We start from the raw sequence: 22,460 nt of genomic DNA, 5'->3' as shown, positions 1-22,460 counted from the left end.
CGACAGAGTCATGCTAGCGGGGAGATTGCAGTGAAGAAAAATCGAATATTCTTCACTGACAATTCGTTATTTACGAAGTGTTGCTGACAAAACCTCAGCAACGCTCTCAATGCATCATGCTGTGATCCTGCATGCCGAGCGCCCGAGCGTCGGCGTCAACCTTGATTGTCTCTTTTTCGCCCTTGGCGTTTTCCACGGTCAGGGTCAGGGGCACTTTGTCGCCTTCCTTAACCTGAGTCGTCAGGTCCATCAGCATGATGTGGTAGCCATGGGGATCAAAGCTCACCGGTTTGCCGGCCTGCAGCGCGACGGACTCGACCTGGCTCATGCTCATCACATCGTCTTTCATGCTGGATTGGTGAATTTGCACGGTGTTCGCGACCGGCGACTGCACGCTGAGCAGTTTGCTGTCGCTGTCGGCCTGCAGGGTCATGAAGGCGCCGGTCGAATGCTGGCCGGCCACTGTCGCGCGAACCCAGGCGTCGTTTACCAGCGTTTGGGCGGACACCTGCCAGGCCATGCCGATCAGGGAAAGGCCCAAGGTCAGTTGTTTGATACGTTTTGTGCAGAACGAAGTCATCAGCAGACCTCCATGACGGTGAGCAGGTCTTCTGCACACTCTTTAGCGGTAAGGGACGCGGACAGCCCCAGGCGCAAAGTGCCTCGGGAGTCGAAAACGAAGCTGGTCGCGGTGTGGGAGAGGGTATAGGTCGAACCGCTCGGGATCTTTTCAAAGAACACACCGAACTCCTTGGCGGTGGCGGCGGTTTCTTCCAGCGTACCGTGCAGCGCCTCGAAACTTGGATCGAAGGCTTTGACGTAGGCGTCGAGCATTTGCGGCGTATCGCGTTCGGGGTCCAGAGTGATGAAGATCACTTGCAGGCGTTCGCCATCGCGGCCCATCAGTTTTTTCGCCTGTGCCGCACGGGCCAGCGTCGTCGGGCAGACCGCCGGGCACTGGGTGAAGCCGAAGAAGATCATCGGCATCAGGCCACGGTAGCTGCCCAGCATCCGGTACTCGCCCTGGGCGTCCTTGAGCTTGAAGGTACGCCCCATGATCTTGTCGCTGAGGTCCTTGCCGTACTTGAACGACAGCTTGCTGCTGTCATCGCAGCCAGCGAGCAGGCCAAGGCTCAACAGGCTCATGCCTTGCAGGACCGTGCGACGGGTATACAACGTACTCATGGAAAAAAGCATCCTGTGTAGCGACCGGGAATCTACAGTGGCTGATCAATCGATGAAAAAAAGCGCAGGGATGTTAACAAACTGTTGCCCTGTGGCGCTCAATCGATGGCCAACCGGCATGCGCCAAAAGGTCGCGGTCTCGGGATACATGGAAATACAAATGACGCGTGTATGACATATGGCAGGCAGCAAGCACCGAGAAACCTGTGGGAGCGGGCTTGCTCGCGAAGACGGCGGTACAGTCAACATTGATGTCGCCTGATACACCGCTTTCGCGAGCAAGCCCGCTCCCACAGGGGAATGGAGCTCACACTTCTATTTTATCCAGTACCCGGTTCGCCGTGATCTCCGCGATCATGATGCTGTTGGAAATGCCCAGCAGCGCGTGACGCGATTCACCTTCCAGATGATCGACCAACTGATGGACCATCACATCGACCGAGGCCAGCGTCTCGACCAAAAAAACCGCCAGGGTTTCGGCCGTGGCCTCCGGGTTCACGGAAAACATAGTACTGGGTGTACGCGCGGTGGCTTTGATATCGGCATTCGACGGGAAGTGGAAGTCGAGGGCGCGTTTGGCGGCCTCGTTGAGTTCTTTTGAATCGGGTTCGTACGGGGATATCGGATCGGTGTTCGGCGGATTCGGTGAAGGCTTTATCATATGCTGAGTTTCCTAATGGTGTGCCACCCCTCTTGCGACTAAACGAAAGGGGAGGCAGCTGCACGCAGGTTAGTCGACCGGGAAACTCAGCAATCCGGCGCGCCCGAGGGCGCCCTACGTACAGCCACCATCAAAGTACAGGTCAATGAAAAACCTGCATGACAGATGCACGCACAACCGAGTTAACACGGGCGACTAAACCCGACCACTGATGGGCAGTGGCACGGAAACAATAGAGGCCAGGAGCAGGGCGCACAAGCCGGCGGATTCTGGCGTAAGCGTAGGCAACGGCGCAAGATCTTGTAGCTTGCAGGAAGTAACCTTCATGGTTTTTAAACACGCGCTTTCCGGCAATGTTGAATAATCTGACGCGCACGTCCTACAAGCGGTAAAAGCCTCGAAAGAACCGCTACATGCACTTTTATAAAGCGCGATGCCATAAAAACGTGCGCCTGCCGCGAACGGTGCCCTGAGTTTTCCCCTTTGTCCTCTGTTACCAATGATCCGTGCAACCACGTCTGAAAGACTGTCTTATTCCTGCCAAAACACGTCTATCCCGCGATCGCCAAGCCTGTTTGCCGATTGTTCAGTCGCAAGTTTTACAACGCAAATGAAGCATCGACCCACCGACTGGCACAAAGGCTGCATTGATCCTCTCAGGTCCATCGAAAACAGATGGGCAGCCCACTCGATCAACGAAGATCGACCGGCCGAGCAGGTCGTGGGCAACATCGGTGGATCAGGCGAAGGCGCCAGGTCGAACACCGCGAAGAACAGGCAAAGACGCCTGAAACCGAGAGGTTTCAGGCGTTTTTTTTTGCTTTTTTTAACCGTGATTGGCTTTGGCTGGGTGCTTACTATGAATTCCAATGTTGCCGCGTTGAACAAACTGCAAACACTGATCGTGATCGGCAATGGCATGGTCGGACATCATTGTGTCGAGCAGCTCATCGAGCGCGGCGCCCTTGACCACTATCGCCTGCATGTCTTCAGTGAAGAGCCGATGCGCGCCTACGACCGGGTGCATCTGTCCGAGTATTTCGGCGGTCGCGATGCTGAGTCGCTGGCCCTGGGCGAAGCCTCTCTGTACCAGACGCCGGGCGTCACCCTGCATCTGGGCGTGCCGGTGCTGGAAATCGACCGTGACCGTCGTCAGGTAATCACCGCACAAGGTTGCGTCTCGTACGACAAACTGGTTCTGGCCACCGGTTCTTATCCGTTTGTGCCGCCTATTGAAGGTGCGGAAGGTGACTCGCGCCTGGTCTATCGCACCCTCGAAGACCTCGACGCGATTCGCGCCGCTGCGGCCAATGCCCGACGTGGCGTTGTGGTCGGCGGTGGCCTGCTCGGTCTGGAAGCCGCCAACGCCCTGAAAAGCCTGGGCCTGGAAGCGCATGTGGTGGAATTCGCCCCGCGCTTGATGCCGGTGCAGCTGGACGAGCAGGGTGGCTTGGCGTTGAAAGCGCAAATCGAGCGGCTCGGCGTGGGTGTGCATCTGTCCCGTGGCACGCAGTCGATCAGTGCTGGCGAGCAGTACCGCTACCGGATGAATTTTGCCAATGACGAATTCCTCGAAGCCGACCTGATCGTGTTCTCCGCCGGCATCCGCGCGCAAGACGCGCTGGCCCGGCAATGTGCGCTGGACATCGGTCCGCGTGGCGGCGTGGTGATTGACGATCAGTGCCTGACCAGCGATCCGAATATCTATGCCATCGGCGAGTGCGCCGCCTGGAATGGCAGCCTCTTCGGTCTGGTCGCCCCCGGTTACCAGATGGCCCGTGGCGTGGCGTCCTTGCTGTGCGATCAAGTCGCGGAGCCGTTCCAGGGCGCCGACATGTCGACCAAGCTTAAACTGCTCGGCGTCGACGTCGGCTCCATCGGCGATGCTCACGCCCAGACGCCGGGTGCGCGCAGCTATCAGTTCATCGATGAAGCGACGGCCAGCTACCGCCGCCTGGTGGTGGATGCGGACAGCAAACGCGTGCTCGGCGCGGTACTGGTCGGCGACAACAGCTACTACGACACCTTGCTGCAATACATGCAGAACGGCATTGCCTTGCCGTCGGAACCTGCCAGCCTGATTCTGCCATCGTCCACCGGTGCGCCAACCCTGGGCCCGGGCGCGTTGCCTGAGGCAGCAACAGTGTGTTCGTGCCATAACGTCACCAAGGGCTCTATCTGCTCGGCCATCGACGGTGGCTGCACCGACTTGGGCCTGCTCAAGTCACAGACCAAGGCTTGCACCGGTTGCGGCGGTTGCGCGGGGCTGCTCAAGCAAGTGTTCGAGCATGAACTGATTGCCCGTGGCGTCAGTGTCGACAAGAGCCTGTGCGAACACTTCGCCTACACCCGTCAGGAGCTTTATGCGCTGGTGCGGGTAGAAGGGGTGATCACCTTCGAAGAACTGTTGGCCAAGCACGGTCGCGGTCACACCGGTTGCGACGTGTGCAAACCGGCGGTGGGCTCGATCCTCGCCTCGTGCTGGAACCAGCCGATCATGGACGCTTCGCTGGTGCCGTTGCAGGACACCAACGACACCTTCATGGCCAACATGCAGAAAAACGGCACCTATTCGGTGGTGCCGCGCATCGCCGGCGGCGAGATCACCGCCGATAAGCTGATCGCGATTGGCGTGGTGGCGAAGAAATATGACCTCTACACCAAAATCACTGGCGGCCAGCGGATTGACCTGTTCGGCGCGCAGTTGCATCAGTTGCCGGACATCTGGTCCGAGCTGATTGAGGCCGGTTTCGAAACCGGGCACGCCTATGGCAAATCGACCCGCACGGTGAAGTCTTGCGTGGGCAGCACCTGGTGCCGTTATGGCGTGCAGGACAGCGTGAAAATGGCCCTGACCCTTGAGGATCGCTACAAAGGCCTGCGCTCGCCGCACAAGCTCAAGTTCGCGGTCTCTGGCTGCACCCGTGAATGTGCCGAGGCGCAGAGCAAAGACGTGGGCGTGATTGCCACCGAGAACGGCTGGAACCTCTATGTGGCCGGTAACGGCGGCATGCGCCCGCGTCACGCCGAGCTGTTCGCCACCGACCTGGACGATGAAACCCTGATCCGTTACATCGACCGGTTCCTGATGTTCTACATCCGCACCGCCGACAAATTGCAGCGCACCTCGGTCTGGCGCGAAAGCCTGGAGGGCGGCCTGGATTACCTCAAGGACGTGGTCATCAACGACAGCCTGGGCCTCGGCGCGGAACTCGAATCGCAGATGCAATTGGTGGTCAACCGCTACGAATGCGAATGGGCCAACGCCCTCAAAGACCCGGAAAAACTCAAGCGCTTCCGCACCTTCGTCAACGATCAACGCCCGGACCCGGACATCCATTTTGTTCAGGAACGCGGTCAACGCCGGCCGATCATGGCCGCCGAACTCAACCTTATCCCTGTCACCGAGGAGAATGCCTGATGAGTCAGTCCAATACCCAGCGTGTCAACGCCCTTGCCACGGCGGCCAATGCTCAAGCCTGGCAGGCGGTGTGCAGCGAGCAGGATCTGGTCAGCAACTCCGGCGTCGTCGTCTGGCTCGACGGCGCGCAGGTGGCGCTGTTCTACCTGCCGCAGGCCGAAGGTCGCACCCTCTACGCCATCGACAACCATGATCCGCAATCCGGCGCGAACGTTATCGGTCGCGGACTGATCGGCAGCCTCAAGGGGGATCTGGTGGTGGCCTCGCCGATCTACAAACAGCATTTCCGTCTTGAAGACGGCAGTTGCCTGGAGTACCCGGAACAGCGCCTTCGGGTATGGCCGGTGCGCCTGAACGCCGGCGTCGTGGAAGTCGCGGCGGCTTGATTGCCGCCCTGAACCGTATCGGAGAACGTTGATGAAGACAGCCGCACAGTTGCTCAAACTGAAAATCGTGCAAAACCAGCAGGTGCATAGCATCGCACCGGATGAGATGGTCCTCGACGCCCTGAAAATGATGGCCGAGAAAAACGTCGGCGCGTTGCCCGTCATCGAAGACGGGCAGGTGGTCGGTGTCATCAGCGAGCGCGACTATGCGCGCAAGGTGGTTCTACAGGGACGATCTTCGGTCGGTACACCGGTGCGCGAGATCATGAGCGCGCCGGTGGTGACCGCCGACAGTCAGCAGAGCATCGAGCGCTGCATGGCGGTCATGACCGACAGTCATTTGCGCCATCTGCCCGTGCTGGAGAGCGGTGAGCTGATCGGACTGTTGTCGATCGGTGATCTGGTCAAGGAAGCCATCGTCGAGCAGGCCGATTTGATTCGGCAACTGGAGCACTACATTCGCGGGCACTGAGCACGCTGCGTCGCCGAATCACAAAATCAAAACGCGATAAGGGCATACCACAGGTCGTAAAAAACGGCTCAAACGGAAATAAGCCTAAGTAACCGGTTGGAACAGTCGATAACCCCAAGAGCAAAGCAAGTCAGCCGACCATGCAGATGCCGCCAGGGGAATCATCGAATGTCCATAAAGTTGCGTTTGTTTTTGTTGATCGGCACCAGTTTGCTCACCGCCCTGATCGTGAGCCTGGTCAGCTATCTGGGCAATACCCGGATGGCTGAAGCGGTGAGTGACAACGAGGTCAGCATGACCGCGCTGCGCAACCACCTCGAAGCCGACATGATGCACGATGCGCTACGCGCGGATGTGTTTTCGGCAATGTTGGTCGGGTTGGGCAAAAGCGACAGCAGCAAAGCAGAAGTGCGCAGCTCCCTCGATGAGCATGCGGCGCATTTTCGGGAGATGCTCGGCGACAACCTCAAGCTGCCGGTCAACGCCACCCTCAAGGCAGCACTGGACAAGATCAAGCCCAGCCTTGATACGTACATTAGTGCCGCCGAACGCATTGTCGGGCTGGCGCTGGAAAATCCGGATACCGCACAGCAGCAACTCGGCACATTCAATACCGCGTTCAGCCAACTGGAAGACCAGATGGGCGCTCTCAGCGAGCTGATCGAAACCAGCACCCAACAGACCAGCGCGGGCACTGCGCAAGCTATCAGCAGTGCCAACTTCACCCTCGGCACCGTCCTCATTGCCAGTTTGTTATTGCTGCTCGCCCAAGGGCGCTGGGTCATCCTGAGCATCATGGGGCCGTTGCAGATCGCCAGTCGCATTGCCGAGAGCATCGCCCATGGCAATTTGAGTGAACCTATTGTCGAGCCCACCCGCAAGGACGAAGCCAGCACCTTGATTCGCAGTCTGGCGACCATGCAGCGCGACCTGCGCGGCATGATCGAGGTGGTTCGCAGCAATGCCCACGGCGTCAGTGGCATGAGCCAGCAATTGAGCAGCGGCTGCCATCAGGTCGCGGGCAGCAGTCAGCAGCAAAGCGTCGCCGCCAGCACCATGGCCGCGGCCGCCAGTGAGATGACCGCGAGCATCGAAGAAATCACCCGGCATGCCGAGCGCGCACTGGATATGGCCAATCAGGCCGAGGAGCTGGCCAAGGACGGCGGTCGGGTGATCCATCAGGTGGTCAGCGACATGGACGGTATTGCACGTTCGGCGCAGCAATCGGCCCAGGTGATTCGCACTCTGGACAAAGAGTCCGAGGGGATTTTCAGCATCATTCAGGTGATCAAGGGCATCGCCGATCAAACTAACTTGCTGGCGCTAAACGCCGCCATCGAGGCCGCTCGCGCCGGTGAACAGGGCCGTGGTTTTGCCGTGGTGGCTGATGAGGTGCGCAGCCTTGCGGGCCGCACCAGCGCCTCCACTCAGGAAATCGCCGCCATGGTCGCGCGCATTCAGCAAAGCACCCGTGAGGCGGTCACCAGCATGGAGGCGGGCGTCGCGCAGGTCGACAAAGGCATGGCGGTGACCGCCGACGTCGAGCGTGCCATCCGCGAAATCCTCCAGGCCACGCTCAGCACCACTGAGCTGGTCAATGACATCAGCCGCACCATCGGTGAGCAGAGCCTGGCCAGCAATGAAATTGCGCACCAGGTGGAAATGATTGCCGGCATGTCCGAAGGCAACAGCAAGGTCATCAACCAGACCGCCTCGACCACCGATGAGCTGTCCACCCTGGCAGGCCAGCTCTCGCAATCGGTGGATCGGTTTCGTCTTTGAGGCATTGGCTGGCCCTGTTCCTTGGGCCAGTCAGCTCATCCAGTTGCCGCCATCGACGTTATAAGTCTGTGCCACGATGTACTCGCTCTCGTTTGATGCCAGGAAGATCGCCATACCGACAAGGTCGTCTGCCGTGCCCATGCGTCCGAACGGGACTTCCTGACCCGCCAGCTTTTTCTTCTCCCCGAGCGGCCGGTTTTCATATTTGGCGAACAGCGCATCGACGCCATCCCAATGCTCACCGTCCACCACACCCGGTGCGATGGCATTCACATTGATCTTGTGGGGAATGAGATTGAGACCGGCCGATTGCGTGAGGCTGATCACCGCCGCTTTGGTCGCGCAATACACCGCGACAAGCGCCTCACCGCGCCGACCGGCCTGACTGGCCATATTGATGATCTTGCCGCCGTGGCCCTGGCGGATCATCTGTTTGGCCGCGGCCTGCAGCGTAAACAGAGTGCCGGACACGTTGATCGAGAACAGCCGTTCGTAGCTGTCGCGAGAAATCTCCGCAATCGGCGCGAGATCAAACAGTGCCGCGTTGTTGATCAGGATATCGAGCTTGCCTGCAGTGGCGATGACCGCCGCGATGGCGCCGTCGATCGATTGCTGATCGGTCACGTCCATCTCGACCGCATAGGCATTCGGCCCCAGTTCGGCCGCGGTGGCTTGTGCGCGATCCAGGTTGATGTCTGCAATCGCGACCGTAGCGCCTTCACGGATATAGGCCTGCGCGAACGTTCTCCCGATGCCTCTGGCAGAACCGGTGATAAGGGCGCTTTTTCCTTCCAGACGTTTCATCTTTCCCATCCATTCATAAGAGCTATAGAGACGCCCCCGTTGAGGGCATTAAAAGCGGTCGTCAGGCTGCGAAGAACCCTGTGGGAGCGGGCTTGCCCGCGAAGGCGGCGTGTCAGACGACATCAATGTTGAATGTGCCGGCCTCTTCGCGGGCAAGCCCGCTCCCACAGGAATTGCATCAAGTCGTTGCTACTTGGGATAACCAGCGCGCTTCATCTCGCGTTCGGTAGTTTGCTGGGCCGAGGCCAGAGCCTGCTCAACCGGCATCTGCCCGGTGAGCGCCGCAGACAGCAGCTTGCCGACCGAAGTGCCGATGGCCTGGAACTCAGGAATGGTCACGTACTGGATACCGACGTAAGGCACGGGTTGGACTGACGGGTGCGCAGGGTCGGCGTGCTGCATCATTTTCAACGTGACACCGGCGAAGGGTGCCGCCTGCAAATAAGCGTCGCTGTAGGTGGACATGCGAGTGCCCGGCGGTACGTTGGTGATGCCATCCTTCTCGGCGACCAGTTGGATGTATTCCTTGGAGGTCGCCCAAGTCACAAAGGCCCTGGCGGCTTCCTTGTGTTTGGACGTCGCAGGGATGGCCAGCGACCAGGCATAGAGCCAAGACGAGCCCTTATCGGTGACTTGTGTGGGCGCCGCGACGAAGCCGACCTTATCGGCCACCTTGCTTTGAGTGGTGTCGGTGATGAAGGAGCCGGCGACGCTGGCATCGACCCAGATCGCGCATTTGCCGCTGTTGAACAGGGCCAGCGTCTCGTTGAAACCATTGCTCGAAACACCCGGCGGGCCGTACTGCTTGAGGGTGTTGACGTAGAAGTTGGCCGCAGCGGTCCATTGCGGCCCGGTGAGTTGCGGCTGCCACTGCTCGTTGAACCAGCGCGCGCCAAAAGCGTTGGACATGGTGGTCAGCAGGGCCATGTTTTCACCCCAACCGGCCTTACCGCGCAGGCACATTCCATACTGCTCTTTATCCGGCTGGTGCAGCTTGCCGGCGAACTCACCGAGCTGCGTCCAGGTCGGGTGCTCGGGCATCGTCAGGCCGGCGTCTTTGAACAGGTCGGTACGGTAATAGGTGATAGTGCTTTCGCCATAAAACGGCAGGGCGTAGAGCGTGTCGTTGACTGACAGTCCCTGACGAACCGAGGGAAAAATATCCTCGAGGTCATAGCTGGCGGGCAGATCCTTCATCGGTTCCAGCCAATGCTTGGCACCCCACAGTGGTGTTTCGTAAGTGCCGATGGTGAGCACGTCGAATTGACCGCCCTGAGTGGCAATGTCAGTGGTCAGGCGCTGACGCAACACGTTCTCTTCGAGTACCACCCAGTTGAGCTTCACGTCCGGGTGCAGCTGTTCGAATGTTTTGGACAACCGCTGCATGCGGATCATGTCGCTATTGTTCACGGTGGCGATGGTCACCGTTTCGGCCGCCTGGCAGAGCAGGGCAGAGGACAGGCCGGCGGACAGAAAAAACGCGCTTGGAATGATCTTCATCGTGTTCTCCGCTCTGCGCCTTGGGCGGCAGAAGCTCTTATTGTTTTTGTAGTCCTCGGTGCGAGTCATCGCCGCAACGGGATGACCACAGGATTACAGCAACCCAAGCGGTGAACAAATGAACGGCATACGCGGCACTGATACTTTTTTAACCACGCAGGACCATGGAAAAAAAGTATCAGTGCCCGCCATCCAGCGCGCTAGGCGTGCTACCTGTTTAGGGTGAATCTGATAACAGCGCCGTAGAGTTTCGAATCAGCTTCGACTCGTCCCGGGCTTCGCGGTAGCTTTGATAAAACCAACAAAAATGGAATCGCCAGGGTGATGAACCATCACGTAACCGCAGACAAGCCACCAGCGCTTGAAGTCATTCTGAACGAGCCCCAGCACAGCTTTCGTTGGTATGAGCATGACTATCCCTTCGACCTTGCGCGCTGGAACCATCATCCGGAATTCGAGATCCACCTGATCCGCGAAGGCAGCGGACGGCTGTTGGCCGGTGACTACATCGGCTTGTTCGAGGCCGGCCATGTCGCCCTGATCGGTCCCGGCCTGCCTCACGACTGGATCAGCGACCTGGGCAAAGGGGAGGTGATTGCCGGCCGCGACGTCGTGTTGCAATTCGATGGTCAGATGCTGATGCAACTGCGCGACAAGGTTCCTGAACTCAGCGAGTTGCAAAGCCTGTTTCGCCAAGCGGCCCAAGGCATTCAGTTTCATGGCGTTACCCGCAAGAAAGCGGCCCGACTGCTGGAAGACATGGGCCAGTGCGAAGGATTGCAGCGATTGTGCCTGTTCCTGTCGTTGCTGCAGTTACTGGCATCGGCCCCCGAAAGTGAAAGACAGACGCTCGCCAGCCTGCAATATGCGCCGATGCTCGACGCATTGACGGCCCAGCGCATGAGCATTGTCTTCGACTACATCCTCAACGACCTCGCGGATGAGCTGCGGATGTCCGTCATCGCCCAGCGCCTGGACATGAATGAACCGGCCTTCTCCAAATTCTTCAAACGCGCCACTGGCCATACCTTCGTCGACCTGACGCGCAAACTGCGCGTCCAGCGCGCTTGCCGTTTGCTGGTGCAAAGCAGTTTCAGCGTTGCGGATATCTGCTTTGAAGTGGGATATGCCAACCTGTCGAATTTCAATCGACACTTTCGGCATGAAATGCAGGAGACGCCCAGTCAGTATCGACAGCGGTTGCAACGGGTGGTGGCGGTCAGTCATTAAAGGGCACAAGATCAAAAGATCGCAGCCTTCGGCAGCTCCTACGGATGTACGCGATCCATGTAGGAGCTGCCGAAGGCTGCGATCTTTTAAGGCTGAGGGGACAGACCTGGAATTATTTTCCTCCAGTTCTTGACATGCCTTTCGAACCAGTCCAGAATTGCGTCCATTCCTGCTTAGGGAACACGAAAACCCCTTAGATTTCAAAGGGTTGGATGCTAGATTAGAATCTTGTTTCCAGATACGAGTTTACACGTTTGGTGTTGTGCTACTGACATCAGATGTTTGAGGCCGAATAGCAAAATGGTTATGCAGTGGATTGCAAATCCACCTACGCCGGTTCGATTCCGACTTCGGCCTCCACTTTAAACGAGCTCCGTAGATCCATGATCTACGGAGCTTTTTTATTTCGCAGTCCTGCAAGATTTAGTCTTGAAAAGGATCTTTGCGAACTTGCTTCACCGGAGCGGGATGTATATATTTCCCCCTCTGTTGCACAAGCGTCAGAACTGCCAGATCGTTATTGGTCAGTCTTCAGACCGCTTTACCGCGCTACCGCCCGAATGGCGAAACTGGTAGACGCATGGGACTTAAAATCCCCCGCTCGTAAGGGCGTGCCGGTTCGATTCCGGCTTCGGGCACCATCTAAAATCAAGGGTTTGCGGGCGAAAGCTAATGCAAACCCTTGTTTGTTTCTGGTCCGCTATTGTGGAGTTGGTCCGCAACTCACTTGGTTGGCGAAACTTTTTTGCCCTTGCGGTTGCGTATGTACTGCTCTGTCACTCCAGCGGTCTCCCTGGCCATATCAAACCTCTTGCACAACATGGCCACCGTTATTCGCTGGCCGATTAAATAGGTCAAGTCCATTTTCGTCACGCAGGCCAGCATCGGCGTCAGATGATTGCTGCTAGCGTCTGGCTGCCGCCGGCATGAGTGGTGGTCATGTGCATCACGGAACGACTTGGCGGCCGGATGCACCCGCCAGTTCGCACCTGCATACTCTCCGCGCTTTCGGGATCAGCTACAGTTGATAGATCATTCAACGGAGGTGCGTATGAGCATCACTGTCTGCGTCGTATGTGGAGATACCGCCGAGAAGGCTTATCCAGTAGGCAGTTTTGATGAGTTTAAATGTGCGAGCTGTGGCTATTACTCAGTCAATCGGCAGTTGATTGAGGAGATGGAGGCAGCAAATCAGGTCTTTGATACTGAGCGCACCCAGCAATATTTGATGATCCACTCTCGGCAGGGCCAAGTGCCTGCGATTACGCGTGTAGAGACTACAAAGCATCGACTGATTGTGGAGAACGCCTGAAAAAGCTCGCCGACAGGGTAGTGTCACTCATCGCCGAATAACTCGGCCCGAAGTATGGCGGGCTGGTCATGCAGCACTGCACTGATTGGTCAGGCAGCGTCCGCATCATCTCGATGCAATCGCCAACCAGTATCTGGTGGGAAAGGATCATAATTGGTTTCCAGTCAGGCGCCGGGCCTCGCCGGCTGGCATGAAGTGTATTTGTGAGCTATTGGTTGATGGACCGGCGTGAGGCCGGATTGAGGAGAGTCGATATGGCTTATTGGGATTCGTACGGTTATCCAGAGAGCGACCCAAAAGTGTGGATCACGTTCGGCCCGCAAAAGGATGGTCCGCCGCAGGTGGCGTTTCTCGGCCCTATTCAGCCAGAGGGTGATAGCCCCAAAGCGGTCGAGTACTACCAAGAGGTGGCAGGGCGCTGGACTGACGAGCTTGCAGCCCATGAAGAGTTGGACAAAATAGCTCAAGCACTCATTGAACAGAAACGTCTGTAGCAATAAGAGAGGGGTTAGCTGCGCGCGTGAGCTGATCGGTGAGCTGGCGGGGAAGTCCGCGCAGCGTCAGCGTGCCGCCAGCTTCGCAGCAGTGGTGAGTCCGGCTGACACGGTCTGCCTGACGCACCGCAATTTCTGATTCTACGACTGCTTCGCAGCCGAACGCAGCCTTCGGCAGCTGCTACAGATCCACATCAAACACTACTTCTCCGTCCATTTCCCACCACCGGTTTCGCAATCGATCTTGGCCTGCGGCAGGTTCTCGATGCTGTAGTAATACGTGATGACCTGGGCATTGTCGGGGATGTTCAGCGGTTTGCTGTTCTTGTCTTTGCTGATGGATTGAGGGTTGGCCAGCGCCTCAGGAGTCAATGTGCCCAAGCAGGTGGCCCGATAGCGATCGCCGCACTGTGCGACTTTTTTCTTGGTGCTGGTCAGCATTTCCTTGCTCTCATTGCTGCAGGACCAATCTATAGAGTCCACGGGCATGCCTTCGTACTCATAGCAGGAATGTGTTTCGATCACGGGAACTGAAGGGCTTTGCGATCGGGTTTTGACGTCGCACCCTTGCGCCATCACCCACGTCGGGCACAGGCAGACGATCAGAAGCAGAAGAAGTCTGTTCATCGGTATTTCCTCTCCTATAGCGCCCCGTATGGGGATCAGGAGTCAGCTACACGAATGGCTGGCCGGTGAAACCGCGTGGCAGTCTTTGCAAACCGGGCATTTCGATCAGCCGCTGGGTCCAGGCTGCGCGCCAGTCATTGGCGGTGTGGGTGGCTTTGGCCTTGCGTGCGGCCCGACGTGCAGCGTTGCGTTCGGCTTTGCGTGCTTCTTTGAACGCATCGGTGTTGCGGCAGCTTCTGCATTTCACGCGGGTCAGTACGCTGCTTGAAGTCAGGTTGCTGCCTTTGTGTCCGCAGGCCAGGTGCCCGCCGACTTTGAAGTGAGTGACCATGGGGTATCTCCTTCTCGATATGTAATCGTTCGACAGGCGGGCGAGGGCGTTCGTTCGTTATATAGCAGGCAAAAAAAGGCCCGCATGCGGGCGGGCCAGGGGATTTCTTGAAAGGAGTGGATGCACTGTAGGGGATGAGTTGTGAAGGCCGTGTGAAATGGGAAAAGACACAAACAAAAAATCCCGGCAAATTTGGCCGGGTGGGTGTGTAGCGCAGACAGGTGTAAGCCTGGTGACGATGATGATCACCGATCAGGCGTCCTGACTCGGGCTCAATCCCTGGTTTGAGTATCTTGGTCGACTCATCTGAAACGAGGCAGCGGCGGCTCGACAGGTTTGAGTGAAGAGAGCGCGCTGCGAATCTGCGGCGTGTCTTTCTCGATGTCATTCAGACGATCGCGAATCCTGAGGGCTGTCGGATGCCCCCCTTGATTATCAACCCAATCGGCGATTTCCTTGCATGCAGCGGCAAGGCGCGCCTGACGGGAGTCAAGCAGGGTAAGCAGGGTGGTGATGGACTCTTTCTCGGACATGACATACACCTCCGTTCAAAGAAATCGGGCAAAGGGCAACAAAAAGCCCGCGAGGAGCGAGCTTTCTGCCGATGGGTCGCTGATCCTTCAGCTCCTCTGAGTATAGACCCAGATAAGAAGCCCGCAGAATTCGCAAGAATCGTACGCAAGGTGTTGCGGGCAGCCGTAACGGTGCGCATCTCGTCTTCCGGTTGAACAATCCTCATGACTTTATTGCAAGATGCATGTGCTATGGTTGTGTGCTCAAGCATTAATCATCTAATAACCAGAAGCCACCATGAATAACGATCAGCGAACCGCTCACCTCATTTACGGACCGATTGCTGCAGGAAAATCAACCTTTGCCCGCACACTTGCCACAGAGGTCAACGGTGTTCGCTTCGCCATTGACGAGTGGATGCAGGCGATGTTCGGGGCTGACGCGCCTGAACGAATGGACATGTCGTGGGTCATGCCTCGCGTGGCCAGATGCCAGGCCCAGGTCTGGTCAGTCGCACAACAAATACTTGGCACCGGAACAGATGTCATTCTGGAGCTTGGCTTGCTTCAAAAAACGGATCGGGATTCGATCAAGTCGAAGGTTGAACAAGCGGGGCATGTGGTGCTTTTCCACTTTGTCGACGCCCCACTGCCAATTCGCAGACAACGTGTGCTTCGCAGGAACGCGGAGAAGGGGGAAACTTATTCGTTCGATGTGACACCGGGGATGTTTGAGGCTATGGAGTCCTGCTTTGAGCATCCGACCGACAGTGAACTGTCGGACTCGCACCTTGTGCGAGCACCGCAAGAATGAGCAGAGTCGTGAATACAGATGACAATGGCAGTGCGGACGCAGGTCTTGAGTTTTGCATCAGATTGTCGCGCGCCTATGCCAATTTGACGCGGCGCCTTGATAACGTGTTGTCCGGCTTGCACGGGCTCAGTTTTGCCGATTTCATGACCCTTTATTACCTTGAACGCGCGCCGGGTGGCAGGCTGCGTCGAGTGGACTTGGCTGAGCGCCTGGGCTTGACCGCCTCCGGTGTCACTCGCAGCTTGCTTCCCCTGGAAAAATTGGGCCTGGTATCACGACAGCCTGACCCGAGGGATGCACGAGTGGGCTACGCAACACTCACAGATTCGGGGCGCCAGCTCTTGGGCCATGCAGTTACGTCGGTCCGCACTGTTGCACAAGATGCAACCGAATGGGTTGCATCAGAACAGATCGAGGCGGCATCAGCACTACTCGGGCGACTGGCAGGGATGAACTCGTCCAATAGTTAGAAGCGCCAGGATTGGGGCAGTCATTTCGAATTATGCGGGCGCCGAAAATGAAACGAACCGGCTTCAGGCCTGCCGGGACTTCGGCGAGCTGACCGCGTTAAGCCGCCGACATTCGCGCGCGGCATCCTCTTCAAGATCGAAGCCGTCACCGATGAAGCCGCGAGTGCGGGTATCGGCGATGCGATACCAGACGGCAGCGTCGGGGGGTGGGTGATCGGGTTCTCCAGCCCGGCGACCATGAATAATGATCTTGTTGCAGCGTTTCACAACGAAAATGTCTTCCATGGCGTCACCGAAGCTATTCGTATTCAGATCAAGCATAGAAGCCCTTTGCAATCACGCAAAAAAAGGGCAGGTCAGTTCGTCGGTTTAGTTCGCATGGAAGAGGTCTTACGGTGTTTCGGCCGTCTCGATAAGTTTATCCAGAAGCACAGCCAGCGCGACTTCTTCGGCCCTGAGTCTTTTACGTCCCCTCGATCGCGGTAGTTCAGATAATGCGCCCCGCATGAAACCATCGACGACCGCCGGATGGATGTAGCACTTGCGGCAAACCGCCGGGGTATTGCCCAACTGCCGGGCGACGTTCTTGACCATTTCCACCACATGCCGCTTCGCGTCGGCTTCCGATTCCCACTGCAACTCGCGCAGCACCGCCAACGCCAGTGCACTGCCGGCCCAGGTGCGGTAGTCCTTGGCGGTGAAATCGGCGCCGGTCAGCGTCTGCAAGTAGGCGTTGACGTCGGAGGAGCTGATGGTATGCCGTTCGCCGTTTTCGTCCAGATACTGAAAGAGGTTTTGCCCAGGAATCTCCAGGCAACGTTTGATAATTCGCGCCAGGCGCCGGTCTTTGACGGTGATCTGGTGCTCGATGCCGCTCTTGCCACGAAACTGGAACAGAATCGCGCTGCCGTTGACCTCGACATGACGGCTGCGCAAGGTCGTCAGGCCATAGGAGCGATTGTCCCGGGCGTATTGCGTGTTGCCGACCCGGATCAGCGTCGCATCGAGCAAGGTAATCACCGTGGCCATGACCTTGTCGCGGCTGAAGCCGGGCGCGGCCAACAGAGTTTCAAGCTGTTTACGCAGTTTCGGCAGGGCCTGGCCGAAGTCCCGCAAGCGCGAGTATTTGTCGGCATCGCGCACTTCCCGCCAGCGCGGGTGATAACGGTATTGCTTGCGGCCGCGAGCGTCGCGGCCGGTGGCTTGCAGATGGCCGCGCGGGTCGGGGCAAATCCATACATCGGTGTAGGCGGGCGGCACCGCGAGTGTATTGAGGCGTTTGATTTCATCCGGATCGGTAATGCGCTGACCCGCCGGGTCGAAGTAGCAAAACTTGCCGCGCAGGAGCTTGCGGGTGATGCCGGGCTGGCTGTCATCGACGTAATGCAGGTCGGGCGGCAGAACATCGGGCAACGCGGTATCTGGCATGATGGGCAATCCTGGGCGACGAATCATGGGTCGTTAAGCCATTGACCGCGTACCGTTGCCGGGGTGCCGACAGATTTTATGCCAGCACCGCCACCGCTTTGATTTGCGCCCAGAGTTGCTGTCCGGGGTGCACGCCTAACTGATCCCGGGAATAGCGGGTGATCCGCGCCAACAGCGGTGTACCGGCCGCGTTCAGGCGGATCAGTACGTGAGCGGCGTTATCGGCGCCGATTTCACTGATCACCGTGACCGGCAGGCGATTGAGAATGCTGCTTTGCTCGACGCCTTGCAGGCTCAGGCTGACATCCCGCGCCTGGACCTTGCAGCGCAGTGCCTGGCCTTCAGCCATCGGCGAATGGGCGACCCGAATGCTCAAGTCCGTGTCGGGCAGCTGCAAGGTCAACAACTGATAATCGGCGTCATAGGCGCTGACGTGTCCTTCGATCACCACGCCGGCGTCGTCGCCCAGCGCCAGTGGCAAATCGAGCCGGGCCAGGGTTTCGCCGATGGCGCCGCTGGCCAAAGCCTTGCCGTCGCTGAGCAGGACGAGGTGGTCGGCGAGCCGCGCGACTTCATCCTGGGAATGGCTGACGTACAGCACGGGGATGTCCAGCTCATCGTGCAGCCGTTGCAGATACGGCAGGATTTCGTTTTTACGCTGGGTATCGAGCGCCGCCAGCGGCTCGTCCATCAGCAGAAGCTTCGGGCTGGTGAGCAGTGCGCGAGCGATGCCGATCCGCTGGCGCTCGCCGCCAGAAAGGTTCTGCGGATCACGGCCCAACAAATGGCCAATCCCCAGCAATTCAGTGGCATGCGCCATGTCGACCCGGCGCTGTTGGCGGGGAATACGTCTGAGGCCGAATTCAAGATTGGCCCGCACCGACAAATGCGGGAACAGGCTGGCTTCCTGGAAGACATAACCCAAAGCGCGTTTATGCGGCGGGACAAAAATCCCCTTGTCGCTGTCTTGCCAGACTTCATCGTTGACCTGAATAAAACCCTGTTCGGCCTGCTCCAGGCCGGCGATGCAGCGCAGGCAGGTGGTTTTGCCCGAACCGGAATGGCCGTAAAGCGCCGTTACTCCGCGGCCGGGCAGTAGCAGGTCGACATCCAGGGAGAATCCCGAATAATTGAGTTTCAAGCGCGTATGAATCATCGATCAGCTCCAGACCGCTTTGGTTTTACGGCTGGAGTAGAGCGCCAGCAATACTGCAAACGAGAACACCAGCATCGCCCCGGCCAGCCAATGGGCCTGGGCGTATTCCATGGCTTCGACGTGATCGTAGATCTGCACCGAGACCACGCGGGTCTTGTCGGGAATGTTGCCGCCGATCATCAGCACCACGCCGAACTCGCCGACGGTGTGGGCGAAACCGAGAATGGCCGCGGTGATAAAACCGGGGCGAGCCAGCGGCAGAATTACACTGAAGAACGTGTCCCAGGGATTGGCGCGCAAGGTGGCAGCCACTTCCAGTGGGCGAGTGCCGATGGCGGAAAAAGCATTTTGCAGCGGTTGGACCACGAACGGCATCGAGTACAGCACCGAGCCGATCACCAACCCCGCAAAACTGAAGGTCAAGGTTCCAAGGCCCAGCGATTGGGTGAACTGACCGATCCAGCCGTTCGGGCCGAGCGCCAGCAACAAGTAAAAGCCGATCACTGTGGGCGGCAGCACCAGGGGCAGGGCGACGATCGCCCCGATCGGGCCGCGTAGCCAGGAGCGGGTGCGCGACAGCCATAACGCAATCGGAGTGCCGATGACCAGCAGGATCACGGTCGTCAGGGACGCCAGTTTGAGCGTCAGCCAGATGGCGGAATAATCGGCACTCGATAGCGTCATTTAGAGTTGGTAACCGTAGGATTTGATAACAGCGGCGGCTTTCGGACCTTTGAGGTAATCAACCAGCGCCTTGGCGGCCGGGTTGTCCTTGCCCTTATTGAGGATCACCGCGTCTTGTTTGATCGGGTCATGTAGATCGGCCGGGACGATCCAGGCCGAACCGCTGGTGACTTTGCCGTCTTTGTAGATCTGCGACAAGGCCACAAAACCGAGTTCGGCGTTGCCAGTGGAGACGAATTGGTAGGCCTGGGTGATGTTCTGGCCTTCGACGAGTTTGTCTTTAACCTTGTCGGTCAGGCCCTGCTTGGCCAGTACCTGAGTGGCGGCCAGGCCATATGGGGCGGCTTTCGGGTTGGCGATGGACAAATGTTGATACTGATTGTCGCTCAGCACCTTGCCCTTGGCATCGACGTAACCGTCCTTGGCCGACCATAGCGCCAAGGTACCGATGGCGTAAGTGAAGCGCGAGCCTTTGACGGTGTCGCCTTCGGTTTCGAGTTTTTGCGGGGTGGTGTCGTCTGCCGAGAGGAACACTTCGAACGGCGCGCCGTTCTTGATCTGGGTGTAGAACTGGCCGGTTGCACCAAAGGAGGTGACCAGTTTGTGCCCGGTGTCTTTCTCGAAATCGGCCGCGATGGCCTGGATCGGCGCGGTGAAGTTGGCGGCAACGGCGACCTGGACTTCATCCGCCTGGGCGGAGCCGAAAGCGAACACAGTGAACAGGCACGCGGGGGCAAAGCGTGAGGCACGAATGATCATGAAACGGCTCCGTGGCGGGCGAGATGAAACGCTATATAGCGGAATATATAGCGAATTGCCTGTAAACGGAACTTGTCGGGTGCAGAGAGCGGGTTGGCATTGAGTGCTGCTAAGTGCGGAACCTGTGGGAGCGGGCTTGCTCGCGAAGGCGGTGTGTCATGCGACATCAATGTTGACTGTGCCGTCGTCTTCGCGAGCAAGCCCGCTCCCACAGGTTTTGTGTCTAGTGAGTCAATTTGGCCAACGCTTCATCCGCCAAACGCCGAGTCAGCTCTGCCGAAGTCAATTCAACGCCCAACGTAAACGCCTGCCCCGCCCAAAGGTTGCTGAAATCCGCTTCCCCCTTTGCTCGCAATGGCATCAACGCACCGCCCGCCAGGGGGAACGCCGGCGCTTTGGCGCTCATCGGCCCCAGCTCACGCATCACCCGATTAAGAATCCCGCGCGCCGGGCGCCCGGTGAAAATGTTGGTAACCGCCGTCTCGCTTTCCTTGGCCGTGCGCAACGCCTTGTGGTGAGACGCGCTGACCTTGGCCTCCGGCGTGAACAAATAAGCCGTACCCACCTGGACCGCCGAAGCGCCCAGCAGAAAAGCTGCCGCGACGCCCCGCGCATCTCCAATCCCGCCCGCCGCAATCACCGGCACGTTCACTGCATCGATGATCTGTGGCACCAGGGCGAAGGTCCCCACCTGGCTGCTCAGGTCATCACTGAGGAACATCCCCCGGTGGCCGCCGGCTTCGTAACCCATGGCGATGATCGCGTCGCAACCGTGCTGCTCGAGCCAGATGGCTTCTTCGACCGTAGTCGCCGAGGAAAGAATTTTCGCCCCGGTGGCTTTTACCCGATCCAGAAGCGACTTTTCCGGCAGGCCGAAGTGAAAACTCACCACTTCAGGACGAAACTCTTCGAGCACTTCGCAGGCCGCATTATCGAACGGTGCGCGATTGGACACCGGCGTCGGCGCGTCGAAATCGACCCCCAATTCCCGATAGTACGGTTCCAGCAGGTTCTTCCAGTCCTGGGCGCGCTGCTCATCGGGCGGCGGAGGTTGATGGCAGAAAAAATTGACGCTGAACGGGCGCTGGGTGTGTTGGCGAATCGTTTTCAGCTCCTCACGCAACTGCTCGATGCTCAGCATCGCGGCGGGCATCGAGCCCAGGCCGCCAGCGTTGCTCACCGCAATCACCATGGCCGACGTCGTCGCGCCGGCCAAGGGGCCCTGGATAATCGGCTGTTCGATCCCGAGCAGGTCAAGAATGCGGGTGTCTGGCCATTGACTCATGTGCAGTGTTCTCCGACGTCGGTAGAAGCGAATTTGTATCAGTAATGACTGACACAAGGCCAGTCGAGTTTGAGGATTGGCTTAAAGTCGGCTACGGCGATGTGTTTTCATGTGCTATTTCAACAGCACGACAACTGAGTGATTCCATCGGGAGGCAGTGATGTTCAAAGGCATTTTGATCGACAAGGACGACAGCGGTTACCGGGCCACCTTGCAAGAGATCAACGACGATCAATTGCCTGAAGGCGATGTGACCGTGCGCGTGGCGTACAGCACGCTGAACTTCAAGGATGGCCTGGCGATCACCGGCAGCAGCCCGGTGGTGCGCAAATTCCCGATGGTGCCGGGGATCGATCTGGCGGGCACTGTCGAAGTCAGCGGTCATCCGGACTACAAGGTCGGTGATCAAGTCCTGCTCAATGGCTGGGGTGTGGGCGAAGGACACTGGGGCGGATTGGCGCAGAAAGCTCGCCTGAATGGTGACTGGCTGATCCCGTTGCCCAAAGCATTCACTGCCGCGCAAGCGATGGCCATCGGCACGGCCGGCTATACGGCGATGCTGAGCATCCTGGCGCTGGAGCACAACGGCGTGAGCCCCGCGCAGGGCGAAGTGCTGGTAACGGGCGCCAACGGTGGCGTAGGCAGTTTCGCCATCGCGCTGCTGAGCAAGCTCGGCTATCGCGTGGTGGCATCCACCGGCCGCACCTCCGAGCACGAATATCTCAAGCAATTGGGCGCCAGCGAAATCATCGATCGCGCCACATTGTCAGCACCGGGCAAACCGTTGGCCAAGGAGCGTTGGGCGGCGGTGATCGACTCGGTCGGCAGCCACACGCTGGCCAACGCTTGCGCGAGCACTCGGGCCAACGGCACCGTTGCTGCCTGCGGTCTGGCACAAGGCATGGACTTTCCGGCCTCCGTCGCGCCGTTCATTTTGCGCGGTGTGACCCTGGCCGGCATCAACAGCGTGACCCAGCCCAAAGCCAAGCGGATACTGGCCTGGAATCGCCTGGCCAAGGATCTGGATTTCGCCTTGCTGCCGCTGATCAGCCACGAAATCGGCTTGAGTGAAGCCATTGATGCGGCTTCGCGTCTGCTCGCCGGCCAGTTGCGCGGTCGGGTGGTGGTCGACGTCAATCGTTGATCG

Annotated in this window: 24 protein-coding genes, 2 tRNA genes and 2 pseudogenes; 13 read left to right on the top strand and 15 right to left on the bottom strand. The window is 58.5% G+C overall.

All coding sequences use genetic code 11. The annotated features are described in order from the left end of the window. Positions 1-106: 106 nt before the first annotated feature. From F6R97_RS01760 to F6R97_RS01750, 3 genes are all read right to left on the bottom strand, one after another. On the bottom strand, positions 107-580 hold the full coding sequence (locus tag F6R97_RS01760; protein ID WP_315865915.1) for a copper chaperone PCu(A)C: 474 nt from the start codon (positions 578-580) through the stop codon (positions 107-109). After that, on the bottom strand, positions 580-1,185 hold the full coding sequence (locus tag F6R97_RS01755; RefSeq protein ID WP_038983160.1) for an SCO family protein: 606 nt from the start codon (positions 1,183-1,185) through the stop codon (positions 580-582). Before F6R97_RS01755 ends, F6R97_RS01760 begins: the two co-directional genes overlap by 1 nt. Positions 1,186-1,492: 307 nt before the next feature. Further along, positions 1,493-1,846: a DUF6124 family protein gene (locus F6R97_RS01750; protein ID WP_038983161.1), complete on the bottom strand. Its 354-nt coding sequence runs from the start codon at positions 1,844-1,846 to the stop codon at positions 1,493-1,495. A gap of 859 nt (positions 1,847-2,705) precedes the next feature. On the opposite strand from F6R97_RS01750, the gene nirB reads away from it, so the two are divergent. From nirB to F6R97_RS29505, 5 genes and pseudogenes are all read left to right on the top strand, one after another. Next, positions 2,706-5,267, top strand: coding sequence for a nitrite reductase large subunit NirB (gene nirB, locus F6R97_RS01745; protein ID WP_315865914.1), 2,562 nt, complete (start codon positions 2,706-2,708; stop codon positions 5,265-5,267). Further along, a complete protein-coding gene (nirD, locus tag F6R97_RS01740; RefSeq protein ID WP_315865913.1) occupies positions 5,267-5,653 on the top strand; it encodes a nitrite reductase small subunit NirD in 387 nt (128 codons plus the stop codon). Before nirB ends, nirD begins: the two co-directional genes overlap by 1 nt. A gap of 31 nt (positions 5,654-5,684) precedes the next feature. Continuing rightward, positions 5,685-6,125 (top strand): CBS domain-containing protein, encoded by a 441-nt coding sequence (locus F6R97_RS01735; RefSeq protein ID WP_038983164.1) that lies wholly within the window; start codon positions 5,685-5,687, stop codon positions 6,123-6,125. A 168-nt stretch (positions 6,126-6,293) separates the two neighbouring features. Beyond that, positions 6,294-7,049 (top strand): annotated as a pseudogene (locus tag F6R97_RS29510) (MCP four helix bundle domain-containing protein); the annotation flags it as partial. Then, on the top strand, positions 7,044-7,907 hold the full coding sequence (locus F6R97_RS29505; protein WP_409999785.1) for a methyl-accepting chemotaxis protein: 864 nt from the start codon (positions 7,044-7,046) through the stop codon (positions 7,905-7,907). The pseudogene F6R97_RS29510 and the gene F6R97_RS29505, both read left to right, overlap by 6 nt. A 30-nt stretch (positions 7,908-7,937) precedes the next feature. Here the strand turns inward: F6R97_RS29505 and F6R97_RS01725 are convergent, their stop codons facing one another. Both F6R97_RS01725 and F6R97_RS01720 read right to left on the bottom strand, forming a co-directional pair. Next, complete coding sequence (locus tag F6R97_RS01725; RefSeq protein WP_038983166.1) at positions 7,938-8,711, bottom strand: L-iditol 2-dehydrogenase; 774 nt, start codon at positions 8,709-8,711, stop codon at positions 7,938-7,940. 189 nt (positions 8,712-8,900) lie between these two features. Next, complete coding sequence (locus tag F6R97_RS01720) at positions 8,901-10,211, bottom strand: sugar ABC transporter substrate-binding protein (RefSeq protein WP_315865911.1); 1,311 nt, start codon at positions 10,209-10,211, stop codon at positions 8,901-8,903. Between the two features lie 324 nt (positions 10,212-10,535). Between F6R97_RS01720 and F6R97_RS01715 the strand changes: the two genes are divergently transcribed. The 4 genes from F6R97_RS01715 (at position 10,536) to F6R97_RS01700 (ending at position 12,753) form a co-directional block, all read left to right on the top strand. After that, complete coding sequence (locus tag F6R97_RS01715; protein WP_038983168.1) at positions 10,536-11,441, top strand: helix-turn-helix domain-containing protein; 906 nt, start codon at positions 10,536-10,538, stop codon at positions 11,439-11,441. Between the two features lie 286 nt (positions 11,442-11,727). After that, positions 11,728-11,801: transfer RNA gene (locus F6R97_RS01710), tRNA-Cys, on the top strand. Between the two features lie 194 nt (positions 11,802-11,995). After that, positions 11,996-12,082 (top strand) — tRNA-Leu (locus tag F6R97_RS01705). A gap of 410 nt (positions 12,083-12,492) precedes the next feature. After that, positions 12,493-12,753 (top strand): hypothetical protein, encoded by a 261-nt coding sequence (locus tag F6R97_RS01700; protein WP_038983173.1) that lies wholly within the window; start codon positions 12,493-12,495, stop codon positions 12,751-12,753. A gap of 46 nt (positions 12,754-12,799) precedes the next feature. Here the strand turns inward: F6R97_RS01700 and F6R97_RS01695 are convergent. Beyond that, positions 12,800-12,904: pseudogene (locus F6R97_RS01695) on the bottom strand (site-specific DNA-methyltransferase); the annotation flags it as partial. A 103-nt stretch (positions 12,905-13,007) separates the two neighbouring features. On the opposite strand from F6R97_RS01695, the gene F6R97_RS01690 reads away from it, so the two are divergent. After that, on the top strand, positions 13,008-13,247 hold the full coding sequence (locus tag F6R97_RS01690) for a hypothetical protein (RefSeq protein WP_038983174.1): 240 nt from the start codon (positions 13,008-13,010) through the stop codon (positions 13,245-13,247). Positions 13,248-13,448: 201 nt separating this feature from the next. On the opposite strand, the gene F6R97_RS01685 is transcribed toward F6R97_RS01690, so the two are convergent. From F6R97_RS01685 to F6R97_RS01675, 3 genes are all read right to left on the bottom strand, one after another. Beyond that, positions 13,449-13,874 (bottom strand): hypothetical protein, encoded by a 426-nt coding sequence (locus F6R97_RS01685; protein WP_038983175.1) that lies wholly within the window; start codon positions 13,872-13,874, stop codon positions 13,449-13,451. 46 nt (positions 13,875-13,920) lie between these two features. Next, positions 13,921-14,205, bottom strand: a complete 285-nt coding sequence (locus F6R97_RS01680) for a hypothetical protein (protein ID WP_038983176.1) — start codon at positions 14,203-14,205, stop codon at positions 13,921-13,923. 302 nt (positions 14,206-14,507) lie between these two features. Continuing rightward, positions 14,508-14,738 carry a hypothetical protein gene (locus F6R97_RS01675; RefSeq protein ID WP_008012835.1) on the bottom strand — a complete coding sequence of 77 codons (231 nt, stop codon included), beginning with the start codon at positions 14,736-14,738 and terminating at the stop codon, positions 14,508-14,510. Between the two features lie 277 nt (positions 14,739-15,015). Here F6R97_RS01675 and F6R97_RS01670 point away from each other — a divergent pair, with 277 nt between their 5' ends. After that, positions 15,016-15,531, top strand: a complete 516-nt coding sequence (locus F6R97_RS01670) for an ATP-binding protein (protein ID WP_315865910.1) — start codon at positions 15,016-15,018, stop codon at positions 15,529-15,531. Positions 15,532-15,539: 8 nt separating this feature from the next. Next, a complete protein-coding gene (locus tag F6R97_RS01665; RefSeq protein WP_231669742.1) occupies positions 15,540-16,001 on the top strand; it encodes a MarR family winged helix-turn-helix transcriptional regulator in 462 nt (153 codons plus the stop codon). 63 nt (positions 16,002-16,064) lie between these two features. Here F6R97_RS01665 and F6R97_RS01660 read toward each other — a convergent pair whose 3' ends face one another. From F6R97_RS01660 to F6R97_RS01630, 6 genes are all read right to left on the bottom strand, one after another. Next, on the bottom strand, positions 16,065-16,322 hold the full coding sequence (locus F6R97_RS01660) for a hypothetical protein (protein WP_038983179.1): 258 nt from the start codon (positions 16,320-16,322) through the stop codon (positions 16,065-16,067). 69 nt (positions 16,323-16,391) lie between these two features. Beyond that, positions 16,392-17,429, bottom strand: a complete 1,038-nt coding sequence (locus F6R97_RS01655; protein ID WP_048393248.1) for a DNA topoisomerase IB — start codon at positions 17,427-17,429, stop codon at positions 16,392-16,394. Positions 17,430-17,505: 76 nt separating this feature from the next. Further along, positions 17,506-18,585, bottom strand: coding sequence for a molybdenum ABC transporter ATP-binding protein (modC, locus tag F6R97_RS01650; protein WP_315865909.1), 1,080 nt, complete (start codon positions 18,583-18,585; stop codon positions 17,506-17,508). Positions 18,586-18,588: 3 nt separating this feature from the next. Then, positions 18,589-19,269 carry a molybdate ABC transporter permease subunit gene (modB, locus tag F6R97_RS01645; protein ID WP_038983182.1) on the bottom strand — a complete coding sequence of 227 codons (681 nt, stop codon included), beginning with the start codon at positions 19,267-19,269 and terminating at the stop codon, positions 18,589-18,591. Then, positions 19,270-20,028 (bottom strand): molybdate ABC transporter substrate-binding protein, encoded by a 759-nt coding sequence (modA, locus tag F6R97_RS01640; RefSeq protein WP_315865908.1) that lies wholly within the window; start codon positions 20,026-20,028, stop codon positions 19,270-19,272. It lies immediately after the preceding gene. Between the two features lie 223 nt (positions 20,029-20,251). Further along, positions 20,252-21,313: a nitronate monooxygenase gene (locus F6R97_RS01630; RefSeq protein WP_315865907.1), complete on the bottom strand. Its 1,062-nt coding sequence runs from the start codon at positions 21,311-21,313 to the stop codon at positions 20,252-20,254. A 160-nt stretch (positions 21,314-21,473) separates the two neighbouring features. On the opposite strand from F6R97_RS01630, the gene F6R97_RS01625 reads away from it, so the two are divergent. Further along, positions 21,474-22,457 (top strand): MDR family oxidoreductase, encoded by a 984-nt coding sequence (locus F6R97_RS01625; RefSeq protein ID WP_315865906.1) that lies wholly within the window; start codon positions 21,474-21,476, stop codon positions 22,455-22,457. Positions 22,458-22,460 lie beyond the last annotated feature (3 nt).

Source organism: Pseudomonas sp. JV414 (assembly GCF_032424305.1).
GTDB lineage: Bacteria > Pseudomonadota > Gammaproteobacteria > Pseudomonadales > Pseudomonadaceae > Aquipseudomonas > Aquipseudomonas lini.
This window is presented reverse-complemented; position numbering and strand designations above follow the sequence as displayed.